The following is a 16,667-nucleotide window of genomic DNA, read 5'->3' as shown; positions in this document are numbered from 1 at the left end:
CCGCCGGCCCGTGACGTGGCAAGCGGGCTTGGACAGTAGGGGCATCATGTACAGATCCAGGAAGACGCTCGCCGCGAGCGCGGCGACCGGCATCATTGCGTTCGCGCTGCTGAGCGGCGGAGCCCAGGCCCAGGAAGCAGCGGGGGGCGAGGTCGAGGAGCTGGTGGTGACCGGCTTCCGCGGGTCTCTCGCGGCGGCGCGCGAGCTGAAGCGCTCGGCCGAGGTCACCTCCGACGTCATCGTGGCCGAGGACATGGCCAAGTTCCCCGACCTGAACCTGGCCGAGTCGCTGCAGCGCCTGCCCGGCCTGGCGATCACCCGCGAAGGCGGCGAAGGCCGGCGGGTCAGCCTGCGCGGGCTGGGCCCCGACTTCACCCGCGTGCAGCTCAACGGGATGGAGGTGCTCGGCAACGTCGATTCGCCGATGGACAGCCGCGGCCAGACCTCGCGGGACCGGGCCTTCGACTTCAACATCTTCGCCTCCGAACTCTTCACCAAGGTCGAGGTGCGCAAGTCGTTCTCGGCCGAGCAGGACGAAGGCGGCATGGCCGGCACGGTCGGGCTCTATACGGCCAAGCCGTTCGCCTATGACGGCACGCGCGCGGCGCTGTCGTTGCAGGGCGGCACCAACTCGGCCACCAAGGACTTCCAGCCCAGGTTTGCGGGCATGCTGAGCCGCAACTGGGACGACCGTTTCGGGGTGCTGATCTCGGCGGCCTACTCCAGGCGGGAGACCGAGGAGCAGGGCTACAACACCTATTCCCCCAGCCGCGTGACCTCCGGCGGCACCGACATCTCCCGCCTTAGCGCGGCCGACCAGGCGCTGATCAACGCTGGCACGCTGGTCTTCCAGCGGGGCAACCGCCTGTCGGTCTGGAGCTCGGACCAGGAGCGCCTGGGCCTCACCGCCGCGGTGCAGTGGCGGCCGGTCGAGAACCTAACCCTCACCCTCGATGCGCTCCACGGCGAGTTCACCAACGACCGGAACGAGCTGCACCTGGCCACCCGCGCCTCGCAGGCGTCCACCATCCTCGGCGGCTCCGTCCGTCACTCGGGGATCACCACGCCGCCGCCGCGGGTCAACGAGGTCCGCTACGACCGGTTCAGCTAGGTGACCTACGCCGACGTGGACAACACGGTCTTTGCCACCGAGACCCGGCGGCAGAGCACCGAGAACAAGTTCGACCAGCTGGTGCTGACCGGCGAGTGGGAGCTTTCCGACCGCCTCAGCGTGTCCGGCCACATCGGCCGCGAGACGTCGGACTATGACACTCCCGTCTCGGACAAGTTCTACACCGAAGCGTTCGGCGGCCTGATCACCGACTACACAGCCGGCGGGAACAACGCCCACAACACCTACAAGTGGGACACCACCGACCCCAACAACTACCGCGCCCACGAGATCGACTTCTCGGCGACCTACCAGTCCACCAAGCTCGAGAACGCCGAGTTCAACGCGGCGTACGTGATCAGCGAGGCGGCGACGCTGAAGACCGGCGCCTCGTTCAGGGGCTTCCGAAACTCCGGCTTCCAGCAGGCGACGGACGACCTGCTAAAGACGGCCTGGGAAAACGGGACGCTCGATGACCGGGTCAATGACTACTACGAGATCTTTGACGAGCACGACGACCAGTCCTGGCTGATCGTCGACTGGGACAAGGCCCTGGCCAAGTACGGGGTGACCCGCACCCTGGGCGCCCCACGGTCCATCTACGCCGTGGAGGAAGACACCAAGGCCGCCTACGCCCAGCTCGACTGGACCGGCAGCCTGTTCGGCCGGACCGTCCGCGGCAACCTCGGCCTGCGCGCCTATGAGACCGAGCTCACCTCGTCGGGCACGGCCAACGTCGGCCCGATCAGCGTGAAGTCGAAATACTCGGGCGTGTTGCCGGCCTTCAACGCGGTCATGGAGGTCAGCGAGAACTTCCAAGTCCGGCTGGCGGCGGCGCAGAACATCAACCGGCCGTCGCTGACCGCCTACGCTATGAACGGCACGGTCAGCCTGGACTCCGCCACCGGGTTCCTGACCGTCAACGTGGGCAACCCCGACCTCGACCCGTACACCTCGGACGAGTTCGATCTGTCGGCGGAATGGTACTTCGGCGACATCGGCATCGTCTCCGCCGGTCTCTTCCACAAGAAGATCGACGGGTTCGTGGTCAGCCAGCGGGTGACCAACGTGGCGTATTCCAGCACGGGGCTGCCGGACAACCTGGTCGCCGGCGTGTCGGGCTCGAGGGTGGTCAACGAGTTCACCCGGCCGATCAACCTGAACGACGCCACGCTCACGGGCCTCGAGCTCAGCGCCCAGAGCGACTTCTTCTTCCTGCCGGGCGCGCTGAAAGACATGGGGGTCGTCGCCAACGTGACCTTCATCGACTCCAAGACCACCTATCCCAGCGGGGAGACCGGCGAGATCTTCGGGATGAGCGACCTGACCTATAACGTCACGCTCTACTACGAGACGCCGAAGTGGGGCGCGCGCGTCTCGGCCAACTATCGGTCCGAGTACCCGATCGACGGCGGCGGCTTCCGGGCCACCACCTACGTCGACGCCGCGGCCTTCTACCAACTGACAGATCGGATCCGGCTGACGATCGACGGGGTCAACCTCACCGACGAGCGCGAGGAGCAGTTCAACGGCGCCCAGGCCAAGCGCCTGTGGAACACCACGAGCAGCGGCCGCACGGTCTTCGCCGGGGCCAACATCCAGTTCTGAGGAACTGGGAGGAGCCTCCGCGCCGGCGGGGGCTCCGATGCCCTACCCCACCACCGCCCGTTTCAGCAGGTCGAGGGCCGCGGCGGCGAACGCGCGCATGTTGGCCGAGCGGTCGCTCGATCCGGTCTCGATCGTCAGCACCGCCTCCACCGGACCCGACACGGCCACGCAGGTGTGACCCGCCGCATCGCCGTAGGGATTGCCGGTGGGCCCCGCCGCGCCGGTCTCGGAGACGCCCCAGGTCGCGCCATAGCGCTCCACCTGGTTGCGGGCCAGCAGCAGGGCATAGGCCTCGCTGGCCGAGCGCATGCCCTCCAACGCCTCACGGGGAATGTCGGTGAGCAGCACCCTGGCCTTGGGCGTGTAGACCACCGCGCCGCCCAGGTAGTAGGCGCTGGCTCCCGGCACGCTCAGCAGCGCCGCCGAGATCAGCCCGCCGGACGAACTCTCCGCCACCGCGATCTTCTCGCCCCGCGCCTTCAGCGCCTCGCCGATCTCGGCCGCCAGGGCCTCCAGCTCGTCCATCCGTTCCTCGCCCCTTGGCCAAACACCTGTTCGGCGGTCATGATGCCGTCATTCAAGAGAAAGCCATACTGCCGGGAGGAATTTTGGATGGACGCCCAGTCGCAGTGGACCGGCCTCGACGCCGGCCGCCTGGAACGCATCACCGAACATCTGGAACGCAACTACATCGCCCCCGGCAAGATCGCCGGCTGCCAGGTCAGCGTCGCCCGTCATGGGCACCTGGCCTACTTCCGCTCGCTCGGCCTGATGGACGCCGAGCGCGGGAAGCCGACGCGGGACGACACGATCTACCGCATCTATTCCATGACCAAGCCGATCACCTCGGTCGCCCTGATGACGCTCTATGAGCAGGGCTATTTCCAGCTCAACGACCCCGTCTCCCGCTACGTGCCGTCCTGGAAGAACCACCGGGTGTGGATCTCGGGCGAGGGTGAGGCGATGCAGACCGAGCGGCCCGACCGCCCGGTCACCTTCCGCGACGTCCTCTCCCATACCGCCGGCTTCACCTACGGCGGCGGCCTGCCCGGCGTCGGCATCCAGCATCCGATCGACAAGATCTACCGCGAGCTGAAGGTCCGCTCGATCGGAGGCGCGGACACCATGATGCAGTTCATGGACAAGCTCGCCCAGGTGCCGCTGCGCTATCAGCCGGGCACGGCCTGGATGTACTCGCTGGCCACCGACGTCTGCGGCGCCCTCGTCGAGATCATCTCGGGCAAACCCTTCGCCCAGTATCTGGACGAGGTCATCTTCCAACCTCTCGGGATGAAAGACACCGCCTTCCAGGTGGCGCCGGACAAGAAGGACCGCTTTGCCGCCAACTACCAGCGCGGGCCGGACAAGAAGCTCAAGCTGATCGACGATCCCGACACTTCGGGCTTCAACTACGAGCCCGGCTTCAAGTCCGGCGGCGGCGGCCTGACCGGGACCAGCGCCGACTACCTGCGTTTCTGCGAGATGCTGCGGCGAGGCGGCGAGCTGGACGGGCATCGGGTGCTGGGGCCGCGCACCATCGCCCTGATGCACATGAACCACCTGCCCGGCGGCAAGCAGCTGACCGACCTGGCCATCGGCGGTTTTTCCGAGACGGCCTACGACGGTGTCGGGTTCGGCCTGGGCTTTGCCTCCACCCTGGGCGAGGTGGAGTCGGGCGGGCTCGGCGGCGGCGACTACTACTGGGGCGGCGCGGCCTCGACGATCTTCTGGGTCGACCCGAAGGAAGATCTCTGCGTCGTGTTCATGACCCAGCTCATGCCGTCCGGCACCTTCAACTTCCGCGGCCAGCTCAAGAACATCATCTACTCCGCGATCATCGACTGATGCTCCGCACGCTGGCGGCTGCTGACACGCTGGTGTCAGCAGCCGCCAGCTATGCCTGTCCCCAAGAGCGAGGGACATCACATGGCTTACGACGCCCACGACGACGGACGGCGCGACTTCCACTTCCTCTACGGCCGCTGGGCCGTCGAGCACCGGCGCCTCAAGGCGCGCGGGGTCGGCGCGCAGGATTGGGACGTGTTCCACGGCACGACCTTCTGCCAGGGCCTGATGGGCGGCCTCTGCAACGTCGACGAGAACGACTTCCCCGAGCGCGGCTTCCAGGGCCTCTCGTTCCGGACCTTCGACGTCGAGAGCGGCCTCTGGGCCATCTACTGGGTGAACAGCCAGACGGGCACGCTGCAGGACCCGGTGTTCGGCCGCTTCCAGAATGGCATTGGACTGTTCTATGGCGAGGATGTGGACGGCGACCGGCCGGTGAAGGTGGTCTATCGCTGGGAGGAGATCACCTCGGGCTCCGCCCGTTGGAGCCAGGCCTTCTCCTACGACGACGGCCAGACCTGGGAGACCAACTGGATCATGGCCTTCACCCGCACGGCCTGAAGGGACCATGACCGAGCACATCCTCTCGCTGGGCGCCTTGTTCCTGCTGGCGCTGGGCACGTCGGTGATCCCAGGGCCCTCGAACTTCCTCACGATGCGGATCGCCATGCGCCGCGGGCGTGGACCGGCCCTGGCTGCGGCGCTCGGCACGACGCTGGGCTGTGTCATCTGGTGCGTGGCCGCCGCCGTGGGCCTGGCCGCCGTGCTCGCGGCCGCGCCATGGCTCTACAAGATCCTGCGCGTCGTGGGTGGCCTCTACCTTATCTGGTTCGCCATCGCCCTCTGGCGCGCTAAGCCGGAGCCCGAGGCGGCCGAGCCGCCGCCGGGCGCGACGCAGGCCGCCTTCTGGCAGGGCCTGGCGATCTGCCTGACCAACCCCAAGTCCGTCCTGTTCTTCGCCAGCGTCTTCTCCGCCTACGTCGGTCCCGAGACGCCGCAGTGGGTGCACTGGGCCGCCGTGGCCGTGGTCACCGCCACCTGCCTCGTCTGGCAGGCGGGCCTGGCGCTCGCCTTCTCGGCCCTGCGCGCCGCCCAGGCCTATGCCCGGGCCCAGAAGCCGCTCGACAGGGGCGCGGCCGGGCTGATGGGAGCCTTCGGGCTCTCGCTGCTCTGGACCTCGGGCTGACCACAGCCTAAGTCGGCGTCATGCCGATGTCCCAACCCGACCTGGAAGCCGCGCTGCGCGACGGCTTCCCCGACGCCGAGATCGAGATCACGGACCTCGCCGGCGACGGCGACCACTACAAGGCCCGCATCGTCTCGTCCGCCTTCAAGGGCCTGCCGCGCGTGCGCCAGCACCAGCTCGTGTACGCGGCGCTGAAAGGCCGGATGGGCGGCGAACTACACGCCCTGGCGCTGGAGACCTCCGCGCCAGCCTGACGCGCTTGACCCCGCGCCCACGGCTCCCTAGCTCTTGGGCCAAGACTTTGCGCCGAAAGGGCGTCCGATGACCGATACCGCCACCCAGAACCCCGTCCACGACTGGATCGCCAAGTCCGTGGCCGAGCATCCGGTGATCCTGTTCATGAAGGGCGAGCCGGAACAGCCCCGCTGCGGCTTCTCCGCCGTGACCGTCCAGATCCTCGACCACCTGGGCGTGGAATTCGTCGGCGTGGACGTGCTGCAGAGCGAGCCGCTGCGCGAAGGCATCAAGACCTTCTCCGACTGGCCGACGATCCCGCAGCTCTACGTGAAGGGCGAGTTCGTGGGCGGCTGCGACATCGTCAAGGAGATGTTCCAGTCCGGCGAGCTCAAGACGATGCTTGAGGAGCAAGGCCTCCTGACCGCGTGACCAAGTTGCTCGAACCACCGGAGGGCCGGCAGGTCTTCCGCCTGACGTTCGAGCCCACGCCCGACGACATCGACGAGAACGGCCACGTCAACAACGTGGTCTACCTGCGCTGGGCCCAGGACATGGGCGTCGCCCATTGGAAGAGCCGGGCCTCCGCCGAGGCCCAGGCGGAGTGGGCCTGGATCGCGCTGCGCCACGAGATCGACTACCGGCGAGCCCTCCTCCCCGGCGAGACGGCCCAGGGGCGGACCTGGGTCGCCGAGGCGCCCAGCGGGCCACGGTTCGACCGCTTCATCCGCATCGACGGGCCGGACGGGCAGATGTGCGCCCAGGTCCACACGACCTGGGTCCTGATCGAGCAGGCCACCGGCCGCCCCCGCCGCGTGCCCGACTGGATCCCGGAGATGTTCACCTAGGCCTGCGGTGAACAATCCGCCGCGTGGCGGGTTGGCTCTCCATGACCCTCGACCAGCTCGTACGAACCGTCGAAGCCCGCTTCGACTGGGCGCCCGCCTGGGTGTTCAGCCTCATCCTGATCGCCGCCGCCCTACTGGCCGCACAACTACTCTACGGCGGCGTGGTGCGCGTGCTCCGGCGCCGCCTGCGCGCCAAGGACTCGTTCTGGCGGCCGCTGCTGCTCCGGACCCGGGGTCCGGCAAGGCTCGCACTGGGCCTCATCGCCATTGCGTGGGCGATCCATGCGGCGCCGCTGCCCGTCCGCGAGGCCAACCTGGTCCAGCACGGCCTGCTGATCGCCTTCATCCTGCTCTGGGGCTGGGCCGCGATGACCGCGCTGGACATCGCCTCCGACCTCTATCTGCGGCGCTACCGGATCGACGTGGCGGACAACCTCCTGGCCCGCAAACACCAGACCCAGATCCGGATCCTGCGGCGCGCCCTGGCCACGCTGGTGGTCCTCCTCACGGCGTCCTTCGCCCTGATGACGATACCGGGCGTCCGCCAGCTTGGGGTCAGCCTGCTGGCCGCGGGCGGCGCGGCGGGGATCATCGTCGGCCTGGCGCTCCAGCCGGTGCTCTCCAACCTGCTGGCCGGCGTCCAGATCGCGCTCACCCAGCCCATCCGCATCGACGACGCCGTCATCGTCGAGGGCGAATGGGGCAATGTGGAGGAGATCACCTCGACCTATGTGGTGATCCGCATCTGGGATCTGCGGCGGCTGATCGTGCCGCTGAAGTACTTCCTGGAGAAGCCGTTCCAGAACTGGACCCGGGAGTCCGCCGACATGCTGGGCGTCGTGATGCTGTACGTCGATTACCACGTGCCGGTCGAAGCCATCCGCGGCAAGCTGAAGGCGGTCCTGGACGCCTCGCCGCACTGGGACCGCAAGGTCTCGGTGGTGCAGGTCACCGACCTGAAGGAGCGCACGGTGGAAGTCCGCATCCTGGCTAGCGCCGGCAGTGCGGGCGCCGCCTTCGACCTGCGCTGCGAGATCCGCGAGCGGATGATCGAATGGCTTCGCGAAGAGCACCCGGAGGCCCTGCCGGTCGACCGGATCGCGCTGCGGACCGCCGCAGGAGAGGACGGCTCAGCGGCCGGGGCCCGTCCAGGCGAGCAGCGGGTTCAGTAGGAACACCGGCGTCCGCGGCGGCACGCCCAACTCGGCCCAGGTGAAGGCCATGTCCGTCTTGCCCATGGCGAACGACCGGCAGGTGTCGAGGCGCTTACGCCCGAAGGCCAGGGTGACCGCCTCCCCCTTTCGCTCGAGGTAGAAGGCGAAGTCGGCCTTGGCCGTGCAGCCATTGGAGGCGACGCTGATGGTCAGCGCCTCGCGCCCGGCGTCGGCGCGGTACAGCGGCTCCAGCTCGGCAAGCCCCGAGCCGGCCGGCGCCAGGACCGGCGGCGGCGCGGTCGCGCAGCCGCAGAGGGCCAGTGCGGTCAGGATGAAGAGGCGGCGGTTCATGGCCCCACTCCGCCACAGCGGCGGCCAAAGCAAAAGGCCCCGGATCACTCCGGGGCCTTCGCGAAATCGCTTCGAGGTCGGGGCGCCTTACGACGCGTAGAATTCGACCACGAGGTTCGGTTCCATCTTCACCGGGTACGGCACTTCGGCCAGTTCCGGCGCGCGGACGAACGTAGCGGCCATGCCCTTGGCGTCGACCGTGATGTAGTCGGGCGTGTCACGCTCCGACGACTGCAGGGCTTCCAGGACCAGGGCCATGTTGCGCGAGCGCTCGCGGACCGAGACGACGTCGCCCGGCTTCACGCGGTAGGAGGCGATGTTCACGCGCTTGCCGTTCACCAGAACGTGGCCGTGGTTGACGAACTGGCGGGCGGCGAACGGGGTCGGGACGAACTTGGAGCGGTAGACGACCGCATCCAGGCGCGACTCGAGCAGGGCGATCAGGTTCTCCGAGGTGTTGCCCTTGCGGCGCGCAGCTTCCGTGTAGATGCGGACGAACTGCTTCTCGGTGATGTTGCCGTAGTAGCCCTTCAGCTTCTGCTTGGCGCGGAGCTGGAGGCCAAAGTCCGAGACCTTGCTCTTCCGGCGCTGGCCGTGCTGGCCGGGGCCGTAGGCGCGGGTGTTGATCGGAGACTTCGGGCGACCCCAGACGTTTTCGCCCATCCGGCGGTCGAGTTTGTACTTGGCGCTATGGCGCTTGGACATATTCCACTCTTCATTCGATCCGAGCCGGCGACCCTTCGGATGAGGATCGCGATCTCAACGGCGGCTTCGCATCAACCCGTCATAGGTTTCCGGCCACGCGAGGAAACCCCGGCGGCTGGAAGGGGCGGTGTATGGCTTCCGGAGGCCCCCGAGTCAAGAAACCCGCAGGTTTTTGCGCCAGGTCAACGCATGCGCGCGACCGTCGCCGTCTCCTGGCAGGGCCGCTAGAGGCGTCGATCCAGAGGATCGACGTCAGATCAGCGGGCTGACCCTGGCCGGACAGCTCGCCGTGAGGCCGGCCTCCCCTGTCGCCGGGGCGGTCGGCCGATCACGGCCTGCGGCGGCGGTTGTAGCCGCCGCCGCCCGAGAGCGGCGTGCGGAGCAACCCTTCGTGTCGTCGTCGCGACGCCCTGCTGGCCTCGCCTCACACCTGCTGCAGCGCGGGCAAGCGGTAGCGGCCGTCCTGGAAGTCCGGGGTCGGCAGATAGGCGCGGAAGCTCAGGCTGAACGGGCCATCGGACGGCGCCGGCAACCAGTTGGCGCTCATGTCGCCGCCGGGATCGCTGCGCGCGATCCACAGGTCCAGCGAGCCATCCGCATTCTTCCTGAGCCCCGGCGTACGGTCGCCGATCGAGTAGCGCTTGATGGGGTTCTCCACGAGGAAGAACTGCCCGTCCTTCGTCGGCCGGTACATGGTCAGCGACCAGAACGCATTCACCTGCGGCATCTGGCCGGCCGGGAAGTGCAGGCGATAAGGGCCGGTCCCGTCGAAGATCCGGCCCTTGTCGGCGACCGGCTGCATGTACATCGCCTCGGCGGGTGGAAGCGCGGCCAGCCCGATCACCGCCACCGCCGCGCGGAATAGATAGTCCTGGTGGAAATAGCCGAGCGTGTGCCGCGGATAGGTCCAGCCCTGCACGGACGCGCCGGGCCGGATGCCGTCGATTGCCTTCCGGGCCTCGGCCACCCCGGCCTCGATCTCGGCGACGGCCGCCGCGTCGAACCGCCTGGGGTCGAACCCGCCGACAGCCGACAGCCCCAGCGGCGTGGCGCGGCCGAAGAGGACGCCGTCCGTGGCGGGCGGCGGATCCGACTTCAGAAGCTCCGCCAGGGAGGCGAAGTACTCGAGCGCCGGCGAGTGCCGGGTCGCGTAGACCTTGGCCGGGCGCACGCCCGCCGGACCCGACAGCCGCAGCTGGTCCTGGATCTTGTGGACGGCCGGCAGGTCCTGCGGCCCGTCGACCAGCGTCCGAGCCAGAAGCCACCCGTGGGCGGTGTTGAGGCGCACCGTGTTGGGCCCCGCCCCCGCCTGCCCCGGCCCGACGATGGTGTAGCGCCCGCCGGCCCCGCCCGTGGTTCGCGTGCCCAGGACGAAGTCGTTGTCGGTGTACATGTTCATCCCGGCCAGCGAGATGTACCGATCCCCGGTCGGCGGGACGGTCAGCGTCAGTGGGCCCTGAGTCAGGTCCAGCCAGGCGCTGGAGTAGATCGTGTCATTGTTTGGCGACGTGATGGTCAGGCCCTCGGGACCGATCAGCTTCCGGCTGTGGCCGAAGGCGTTGAGCCCCGCCGGCTGACCGCCCTTGTTGCCCAGCATACGGTCGCGGGCCGCGGCCATCTCGATCCAGGGCAGGCCGTAGAGCCATGCCTCGCGCGCGGCCGATTTCAGGTCGCCGGCGGCCGCGAACGCCCGCGCTCCCGGAATCATCCCGACCACGGCCACCGCCGCCAGAAGCTCACGCCTGTTCACCTGCAACGCCTCCCTCAAGTGGCGGGAACCTGATGGGCCGGGCGGCCTCAGGCAACCGCGAGCCGAGGCATACGGTAATAGCCCTGAAGCAACTCCGGCTTCGGCAGGTAGGCGCGCATGAAGAGCGCGAACGGCGCGGCCGGGGCGGGCAGCCAGTTGCTCTCCCGATCCGCGCCGGGGCTTTCGTGGCCGATCCAGATGTCGAGCGAACCGTCCGGGTTGGTCTGCAGCCTGGGCGTGCGATCACCGATCGCATAGCGGTTCAACGGGTTGTCCCAGAAGAAGAACTGCCCGTCGTCGGTCGCCTCGTAGAGGCTGAGGGACCAGAACGAGTTCACCGGCAGGTGCTCGCCGGCCGGGAAGTGCAGCCGCCAGGCCTGCGCTCCGTCGAACAGCTTGCGCGGCAGCGGCCCCTCGGCCTGCAGGTACATCGCCTCGGCCGGCGGCAGGGCGGCGAGGCCCCCCAGGGCCACGGCGCCGCGCAGCAGGTAGTCCTGCTCGAAGTCGCCCAGCCGGGAGCTCGGATAGGACCAGCCCTGCACGAACTCCGTGCCCGACAGGCCCCCGCCGCCCCGCACCGCCTTGCGCCCCTCCGCCACGCCGGCTTCGATCTCGGCGACCTCGGCCGGCGAAAACCGGGCGGGATCGAAGCCGTCCAGCAGGCCCAGCGGCGCCAGGGTGCGCAGCAGTCCTAGGTCCGTGACCGGCGGCGGGTTGGCCGCCATCAGGGCCGCCGCGCTGGCGAAGTACTCGCGCCAGTCGGCGGAGCGCGGCGCGTAGGGCCCCGGCATCTCCGACGCCGGCCCCTGCAGCGAGATCCCGGCCTGCACCTCGCGGGCGGCCTCCACGTCCTCGGGGCTCTCCACCAGGATCCGCGCCAGGGCCCACACGTGGTCGGTGGGCGAGCGGACGACGTTCCAGCCCTCCACCGCCTCGCGCGGCCCAACGAGCCGGAACGTCCCGCCGTCGGGACCGGTGGTCCGCGTGCCCAGGATCGCGAAGTTGTTGGTGTAGGCGTCCATCAGCGCCAGCGAGAGGTAGCGGTCGCCGGCGGGCGGCAAGGTGATGGTCACCGGCCCGGCCGATAGGTCGATCTGGGCCGTGGAATAGAGGGTGTCGGTGTTGGGTGTGGTCACCGCCCGGTGCTTGTGGTTGGCCAGGTGCCGCACGTGGGCGAAGACGCCCATCCGGTGGCCTGCGGCCTGGCCGCGCTGGCGTGTGGTGGCCACCTCGATCAGCGGCAGGGTGTAGATGTAGGCGTCCCTCGCCGCGGTCTTCAGGTCGGTCACTCGCGCTCCAGTCCTCTCCGGGTCCGGGCGGCGACCGCGTCGGCGACCTCCGCCGCCTCGGCCCACCACGCCCGGATCATCTCCGCCGCGCGACCCGGCTTCGCCAGCCTCACCGCCTGGCCGGCCCAGAGAGACAGCATCTCCGGGTCGTCGGCCTTGGCGGCGGCGGCGCGCAACGGCTGGGTCAGCCGGTTCTGGACAGGATAGGCGGGGACGTCGTCCTGCACCCCATGCATCAGACGCATGAACCTGTTCTCGATTCCGCGGGCGTAGCGGCCGGTGAAGGCCCTTGTCAGGCGCGTCGGATCGTCGGTTGGCTGCGCCACGGCCCGGCGCCACGGCGCCGAGGTCGTCGCCTCGTCCGCCAGCAGGAACGCCGTGCCCATCTGGACGGCCGCCGCGCCCAAGGCCAGCCCCGCCGCCACGCCCCGCCCGTCCATGATCCCGCCCGCAGCGATGACCGGCAGATCGACGGCCGCGCGGATGGTCGCCACCAGGGCCAGCGTGCCGACCAGGCTTTCCTCGATGTCGGCGAGGAAGTGGCCGCGATGGCCGCCGGCCTCGAACCCCTGGGCGCAGATCCCGTCCGCCCCGACCTCCGCCCACGCCCGCGCCTCGGCCGCGGTCGTAGCCGTCCCGACGACGTAGGTCCCCGCCGCCTGCAGCCGCCGGACCTGCGCCGGCGTCAGGATCGAGAAGGTGAAGGAGGCCACCGGCGGCGCGGCGGCCACGAGGGCGTCGAACTGGGCCTCGAAGTCCGGCGCGAAGGCGTTGGGCGTCCCCGGCAGCGGCGCGCCGAGTTCGGCGTACCAGGGCGCGAGCCGGGCCAGGGCCGCGTCGATGTCGCCAGGGGCCGGATCGGCCTTCGGCGCCATCAGCAAATTCACCCCGAAGGGTTTGGATGTTCGATCCCGGACCGCCTGCACCATCGGGCCAATGTCGGCGGGCGGCAGGGCGCCGGCCGCCAGGGTCCCCATCCCGCCCGCCTCGCTCACCGCGATGGTCAGGGCATCCAGGGAGGCGCCCACCATCGGCGCCTGGACGATCGGGATCGGCAGGCTGTCGAGGAGGGCGGCGAGGTTCATTCCTGCGTGTCCGTCTTGCGGGCGATCTTCTCCAGCACCTTGCCCCGCCCGCGGCTGAGCGCGGTGATCACGCCCCGGAACGTGCGCACCTCCTGGTCCGTGAACTTCGCCTTGCCCAGGGCCGAGCGCAGGTTCTGGATCATGTTCGGGGTCTTCTCAGGCGGATGGAAGAAGCCCGCGGCCTCAAGCTCCCGCTCCAAGTGCTCGTAGAGGCCCAGCATCGCCTCGCCCGTGGCTGGGCCGGGTCCGGGTCGGAATGCCGGCGGCGCCGCATCGGCCACGGTCATCCGCCATTCGTAGGCGTTGATCGCCACCGCCTGGCCCAGGTTCAGCGAGCGGAACTTGGGATCGATGGGAATGGTGATCACGGCCTGGCAGAGCGCGATGTCGGCGGTCTCCAACCCTGCCCGCTCGCCGCCGAACAGCAGGCCGCACCGCTCGCCCCGCCCGCAGGCCTGCGCAAGCTCGCCGGCCGCGCTGCGCGGGGTGAGAATCGGCAGGGTCAGCTCCCGCGGCCGCGCGGTGGTGGCGAAGACCACGTTCAGATCGGCGATGGCCTCCGCCACGGTGTCGTAGACGCGGGCCGCGTTCAGGGGCCACTCGGCGCCCGACGCCAGGGCCCAGGCCCGTTCCTGGGGCCAGCCGTCGCGGGGGTTCACGAGTCTGAGTTCTGAAAGGCCGAAATTGGCCATGACCCGCGCGACGGCGCCGATGTTCTCGGCCAGCTGTGGCGCGTTCAGGATAATGACAGGCGGGATAGGAGACGCTTCGGCCATGCCGCGTTTAGAAGAGCCCGCTCGCCGGAAGGCAACCCTCGACCGTCGCGCCCTGCTCGCCGCCGCGCCCGCGGGCCTGCTGGCGGCGTGCGAGCCGAAGATGCCGGTGACCGTCGCCACGACGCCGCGGATCGACATCGAAGGCCTGGGACGGGCGGTCTCCGCCATCGCCGGCGCGGCCCGTCCGGCGGCCCTGGGCGTCGGGCTCAGCAACCTCGAGAGCGGCCAGGCCTACACGTTCAACGGCGACCGGCGCTTTCCCATGCAGAGCGTCTTCAAGCTGCCCCTGGCCGCCGCGGTGCTGGCCGAGGCGGACGCGGGCCGGATGATGCTCGCCGAGCCGTTCGTCCTCACCGAGGAGCAGCTTTCCCCCGCCGTTTCGCCCATCGCCGCCGCTTGGCCTGGTCGGCGCGACTACACCGCCCAGGCCCTGTTCGAGGCCATGGTGATCGACAGCGACAATACCGCCGCCGATGTCCTGATGAAGCGGATCGGCGGGCCGGGGGCGGTGACCGCCTGGCTGACCGCGCGGCGGGTGCCCGAGGTGCGGGTCGACCGCTACGAGCGCGAGCTTCAGCCTGCCGTGTACGGGATGCCCTCGTTCCGGCCGGCCTGGCGCGACGGCGCACGCTTCGCAGAGGCGCGGGCGGCGACACCGGCGCCGGAACGCCTGGCCGCCATGCGCCGCTACATGTCCGACCCACGCGATACCGCCACCCCGCGCGGCATGCTGGAGTTTCTGCAGATGCTGGACCGCCAGGAGCTCGTCTCGCCAGCCTCGACGAAACGGCTGATCGAGCTGATGGGCCGCACCCGGCGTGGCGGCGAGCGGATCAGGGCCGGCCTGCCCAGGGATGCGTTCCTCGCGCACCGGCCGGGCACGTCGGGCGTCGATCAGGGAATCAGCACCGCGCACAACGACGTGGGGATCTTCACCCTCGCCGACCGGCGGTCGTACGCCCTGGCGGTTTTCCTCTCAGGATCGACCCTGGATGAGGGCGGTCGCGACCGGATCATCGCCGAAGTGACCCGCGCGGCGGTCAGAGCGGTGGGGTAACCCTTCGGGAGCCTTTGCGTCGGCGGCTGTGGCGGCTATACGGCCCCAAACGAATTACGCCCGGAGCGCCCGCCCCTCATGGCCAAGATCAAAGTCGCCAACCCCGTCGTAGACCTCGACGGGGACGAGATGACCCGCATCATCTGGAAGCTGATCAAGGACAAGCTCGTCTTCCCGTTCCTCGACCTCCAGATCGACTACTACGACCTCGGCATGGAGCACCGCGACGCCACCGACGACAAGGTGACGGTCGAGGCGGCCGAGGCGATCAAGCGCCACGGCGTCGGCATCAAGTGCGCCACCATCACCCCCGACGAAGCCCGGGTGAAGGAATTCAACCTCAAGAAGATGTGGAAGTCGCCGAACGGCACGATCCGCAACATCCTGGGCGGCGTCGTCTTCCGCGAGCCGATCATCTGCAAGAACGTGCCGCGCCTGATCCCCGGCTGGACCCAGCCGATCATCATCGGCCGCCACGCCTTCGGCGACCAGTACCGCGCCACGGACTTCAAGGTGCCCGGCCCCGGTAAGCTGACCATCAAGTTCGAGGGCGCCGACGGCAAGGTCATCGAGCACGAGGTCTTCGACTACCCGAGCTCCGGCGTGGCGATGGCCATGTATAACCTGGACGACTCGATCGCCGACTTCGCGCGGGCCTCGTTCGCTTACGCGCTGCAGCGGAAGTATCCGCTGTACCTGTCGACCAAGAACACGATCCTCAAGGCCTACGACGGCAACTTCAAGGACATCTTCCAGGGGATCTACGAGGCCGAGTTCGCCGACCAGTTCAAGGCCGCGGGCCTGGTCTACGAGCACCGCCTGATCGACGACATGGTCGCCTCGGCCCTGAAGTGGAACGGCGGCTTCATCTGGGCCTGCAAGAACTACGACGGCGACGTGCAGTCCGACCAGGTCGCCCAGGGCTTCGGCTCCCTGGGCCTGATGACCTCGGTGCTGATCACCCCGGACGGCAAGGTCATGGAAGCCGAGGCCGCCCACGGCACGGTCACGCGCCACTTCCGCCAGCATCAGCGCGGCGAAAGCACCTCGACCAACTCCATCGCCTCGATCTTCGCCTGGACCCAGGGCCTCAAGCACCGCGCCAAGCTCGACGGCAACGCCGAGCTGAACCGCTATTGCGAGATCCTCGAGCGCGTCTGCGTCGAGACCGTCGAGAGCGGCTCGATGACCAAGGACCTGGCGCTGCTGGTCGGCGACACCCAGGGCTGGCTGACGACCGAAGGCTTCATCGACAAGGTGGCGGCCAACCTGGAAAAGGCCCTCGCCGCCTGACCGACGCCTGGCGTCACCGGCAGTGATCCGCGCCGCGTACGGGGGACCGTGCGCGGCGCGCTTCGTTTCAGCGGCCTTCTACCCAGAGGTTCAGAGGCTGTTTCTCCTCGCGCCGGACAAGCACCATGTAGCCGAGGATGAAGGTGGCGATCGCCGCCACGGTCGAGCCCAGGAAGCCCGCCGGCGTGGCGAACCACAGGGTGAACCAGAAGATGGCGTTGCCGATCGCCAGCATCGACCAGCGCACCAGGATACTGAAGGCGTGGTAGGTGCGCTCGTGCTCGACCACGTCCTGGGTCTGCTCGCCGAAATGACTACGGTCTTCCATGTCGGATCCTCCGGAAAAACCAAGCGTCGACCTCAAGGGAACGCCTG

19 protein-coding genes are annotated in these 16,667 nt (G+C 69.1%); 11 read left to right on the top strand and 8 right to left on the bottom strand.

Annotation, left to right across the window (positions count from 1 at the left end):
* Positions 1–46 precede the first annotated feature (46 nt).
* On the top strand, positions 47–1,111 hold the full coding sequence (locus A2790_RS24385) for a TonB-dependent receptor plug domain-containing protein (protein WP_363080284.1): 1,065 nt from the start codon (positions 47–49) through the stop codon (positions 1,109–1,111).
* Complete coding sequence (locus tag A2790_RS24380; protein WP_363080282.1) at positions 1,112–2,719, top strand: TonB-dependent receptor; 1,608 nt, start codon at positions 1,112–1,114, stop codon at positions 2,717–2,719.
* Positions 2,720–2,761: 42 nt separating this feature from the next.
* Here the strand turns inward: A2790_RS24380 and A2790_RS02950 are convergent, their stop codons facing one another.
* Positions 2,762–3,244: a CinA family protein gene (locus A2790_RS02950; protein WP_293387424.1), complete on the bottom strand. Its 483-nt coding sequence runs from the start codon at positions 3,242–3,244 to the stop codon at positions 2,762–2,764.
* Between the two features lie 87 nt (positions 3,245–3,331).
* Between A2790_RS02950 and A2790_RS02945 the strand changes: the two genes are divergently transcribed.
* The 7 genes from A2790_RS02945 (at position 3,332) to A2790_RS02915 (ending at position 8,004) form a co-directional block, all read left to right on the top strand.
* On the top strand, positions 3,332–4,564 hold the full coding sequence (locus A2790_RS02945; protein ID WP_293387422.1) for a serine hydrolase domain-containing protein: 1,233 nt from the start codon (positions 3,332–3,334) through the stop codon (positions 4,562–4,564).
* Between the two features lie 81 nt (positions 4,565–4,645).
* On the top strand, positions 4,646–5,125 hold the full coding sequence (locus A2790_RS02940; protein ID WP_293387421.1) for a DUF1579 domain-containing protein: 480 nt from the start codon (positions 4,646–4,648) through the stop codon (positions 5,123–5,125).
* A gap of 7 nt (positions 5,126–5,132) precedes the next feature.
* The gene (locus A2790_RS02935; RefSeq protein ID WP_293387420.1) at positions 5,133–5,750 is read left to right on the top strand and encodes a LysE family transporter; all 618 of its coding nucleotides are present in this window, start codon (positions 5,133–5,135) and stop codon (positions 5,748–5,750) included.
* Positions 5,751–5,770: 20 nt separating this feature from the next.
* Positions 5,771–6,004 carry a BolA family transcriptional regulator gene (locus A2790_RS02930; RefSeq protein WP_293387419.1) on the top strand — a complete coding sequence of 78 codons (234 nt, stop codon included), beginning with the start codon at positions 5,771–5,773 and terminating at the stop codon, positions 6,002–6,004.
* A gap of 67 nt (positions 6,005–6,071) precedes the next feature.
* Positions 6,072–6,416 (top strand): Grx4 family monothiol glutaredoxin, encoded by a 345-nt coding sequence (gene grxD, locus A2790_RS02925; protein ID WP_293387417.1) that lies wholly within the window; start codon positions 6,072–6,074, stop codon positions 6,414–6,416.
* Complete coding sequence (locus A2790_RS02920) at positions 6,413–6,832, top strand: thioesterase family protein (RefSeq protein ID WP_293387415.1); 420 nt, start codon at positions 6,413–6,415, stop codon at positions 6,830–6,832. Before grxD ends, A2790_RS02920 begins: the two co-directional genes overlap by 4 nt.
* Positions 6,833–6,873: 41 nt before the next feature.
* Complete coding sequence (locus A2790_RS02915; protein WP_293387413.1) at positions 6,874–8,004, top strand: mechanosensitive ion channel family protein; 1,131 nt, start codon at positions 6,874–6,876, stop codon at positions 8,002–8,004.
* Here the strand turns inward: A2790_RS02915 and A2790_RS02910 are convergent.
* The 6 genes from A2790_RS02910 to A2790_RS02885 form a co-directional block, all read right to left on the bottom strand.
* A complete protein-coding gene (locus A2790_RS02910; protein ID WP_293387411.1) occupies positions 7,963–8,337 on the bottom strand; it encodes a hypothetical protein in 375 nt (124 codons plus the stop codon). The genes A2790_RS02915 and A2790_RS02910 overlap by 42 nt on opposite strands.
* A gap of 87 nt (positions 8,338–8,424) precedes the next feature.
* A complete protein-coding gene (rpsD, locus tag A2790_RS02905) occupies positions 8,425–9,042 on the bottom strand; it encodes a 30S ribosomal protein S4 (protein ID WP_068873960.1) in 618 nt (205 codons plus the stop codon).
* Positions 9,043–9,466: 424 nt separating this feature from the next.
* Positions 9,467–10,792, bottom strand: coding sequence for a DUF1254 domain-containing protein (locus A2790_RS02900; RefSeq protein ID WP_293387408.1), 1,326 nt, complete (start codon positions 10,790–10,792; stop codon positions 9,467–9,469).
* 47 nt (positions 10,793–10,839) lie between these two features.
* Positions 10,840–12,081, bottom strand: coding sequence for a DUF1254 domain-containing protein (locus A2790_RS02895; RefSeq protein WP_293387406.1), 1,242 nt, complete (start codon positions 12,079–12,081; stop codon positions 10,840–10,842).
* Positions 12,078–13,166, bottom strand: a complete 1,089-nt coding sequence (locus tag A2790_RS02890; protein ID WP_293387404.1) for a nitronate monooxygenase — start codon at positions 13,164–13,166, stop codon at positions 12,078–12,080. The genes A2790_RS02895 and A2790_RS02890 overlap by 4 nt, the downstream gene beginning before the upstream one ends.
* Positions 13,163–13,942: an RNA methyltransferase gene (locus A2790_RS02885; RefSeq protein ID WP_293387402.1), complete on the bottom strand. Its 780-nt coding sequence runs from the start codon at positions 13,940–13,942 to the stop codon at positions 13,163–13,165. Before A2790_RS02885 ends, A2790_RS02890 begins: the two co-directional genes overlap by 4 nt.
* On the opposite strand from A2790_RS02885, the gene bla reads away from it, so the two are divergent.
* Both bla and A2790_RS02875 read left to right on the top strand, forming a co-directional pair.
* Positions 13,941–14,999 carry a class A beta-lactamase gene (gene bla, locus A2790_RS02880; protein ID WP_293387400.1) on the top strand — a complete coding sequence of 353 codons (1,059 nt, stop codon included), beginning with the start codon at positions 13,941–13,943 and terminating at the stop codon, positions 14,997–14,999. The two genes, A2790_RS02885 and bla, sit on opposite strands and share 2 nt — an antisense overlap.
* Positions 15,000–15,077: 78 nt before the next feature.
* Entirely contained in the window at positions 15,078–16,292 is a 1,215-nt protein-coding gene (locus A2790_RS02875; RefSeq protein WP_293387398.1) for an NADP-dependent isocitrate dehydrogenase, read from the top strand.
* Between the two features lie 67 nt (positions 16,293–16,359).
* On the opposite strand, the gene A2790_RS02870 is transcribed toward A2790_RS02875, so the two are convergent.
* Positions 16,360–16,620 (bottom strand): hypothetical protein, encoded by a 261-nt coding sequence (locus tag A2790_RS02870; RefSeq protein WP_293387396.1) that lies wholly within the window; start codon positions 16,618–16,620, stop codon positions 16,360–16,362.
* Positions 16,621–16,667 lie beyond the last annotated feature (47 nt).

The sequence above is a fragment of the Phenylobacterium sp. RIFCSPHIGHO2_01_FULL_69_31 genome, assembly GCF_001824475.1.
Taxonomy (GTDB): domain Bacteria; phylum Pseudomonadota; class Alphaproteobacteria; order Caulobacterales; family Caulobacteraceae; genus Phenylobacterium.
Note: the sequence above shows the minus strand (reverse complement) of the source record. Positions and strands in the feature narration are given on the sequence as shown.

Bases quoted from the DNA above. Each gene is read 5' to 3' on its own strand.
- A2790_RS02930 (WP_293387419.1), top strand. From the start codon at position 5,771: ATGCCGATGTCCCAACCCGACCTGGAAGCCGCGCTGCGCGACGGCTTC.
- grxD (WP_293387417.1), top strand. From the start codon at position 6,072: ATGACCGATACCGCCACCCAGAACCCCGTCCACGACTGGATCGCCAAG.
- A2790_RS02935 (WP_293387420.1), top strand. From the start codon at position 5,133: ATGACCGAGCACATCCTCTCGCTGGGCGCCTTGTTCCTGCTGGCGCTG.
- A2790_RS02915 (WP_293387413.1), top strand. From the start codon at position 6,874: ATGACCCTCGACCAGCTCGTACGAACCGTCGAAGCCCGCTTCGACTGG.
- A2790_RS02910 (WP_293387411.1), bottom strand. From the start codon at position 8,337: ATGAACCGCCGCCTCTTCATCCTGACCGCACTGGCCCTCTGCGGCTGC.
- A2790_RS02945 (WP_293387422.1), top strand. From the start codon at position 3,332: ATGGACGCCCAGTCGCAGTGGACCGGCCTCGACGCCGGCCGCCTGGAA.
- A2790_RS02885 (WP_293387402.1), bottom strand. From the start codon at position 13,942: ATGGCCGAAGCGTCTCCTATCCCGCCTGTCATTATCCTGAACGCGCCA.
- A2790_RS02870 (WP_293387396.1), bottom strand. From the start codon at position 16,620: ATGGAAGACCGTAGTCATTTCGGCGAGCAGACCCAGGACGTGGTCGAG.
- A2790_RS02940 (WP_293387421.1), top strand. From the start codon at position 4,646: ATGGCTTACGACGCCCACGACGACGGACGGCGCGACTTCCACTTCCTC.
- rpsD (WP_068873960.1), bottom strand. From the start codon at position 9,042: ATGTCCAAGCGCCATAGCGCCAAGTACAAACTCGACCGCCGGATGGGC.
- A2790_RS02890 (WP_293387404.1), bottom strand. From the start codon at position 13,166: ATGAACCTCGCCGCCCTCCTCGACAGCCTGCCGATCCCGATCGTCCAG.
- A2790_RS02950 (WP_293387424.1), bottom strand. From the start codon at position 3,244: ATGGACGAGCTGGAGGCCCTGGCGGCCGAGATCGGCGAGGCGCTGAAG.
- A2790_RS24385 (WP_363080284.1), top strand. From the start codon at position 47: ATGTACAGATCCAGGAAGACGCTCGCCGCGAGCGCGGCGACCGGCATC.
- bla (WP_293387400.1), top strand. From the start codon at position 13,941: ATGCCGCGTTTAGAAGAGCCCGCTCGCCGGAAGGCAACCCTCGACCGT.
- A2790_RS02875 (WP_293387398.1), top strand. From the start codon at position 15,078: ATGGCCAAGATCAAAGTCGCCAACCCCGTCGTAGACCTCGACGGGGAC.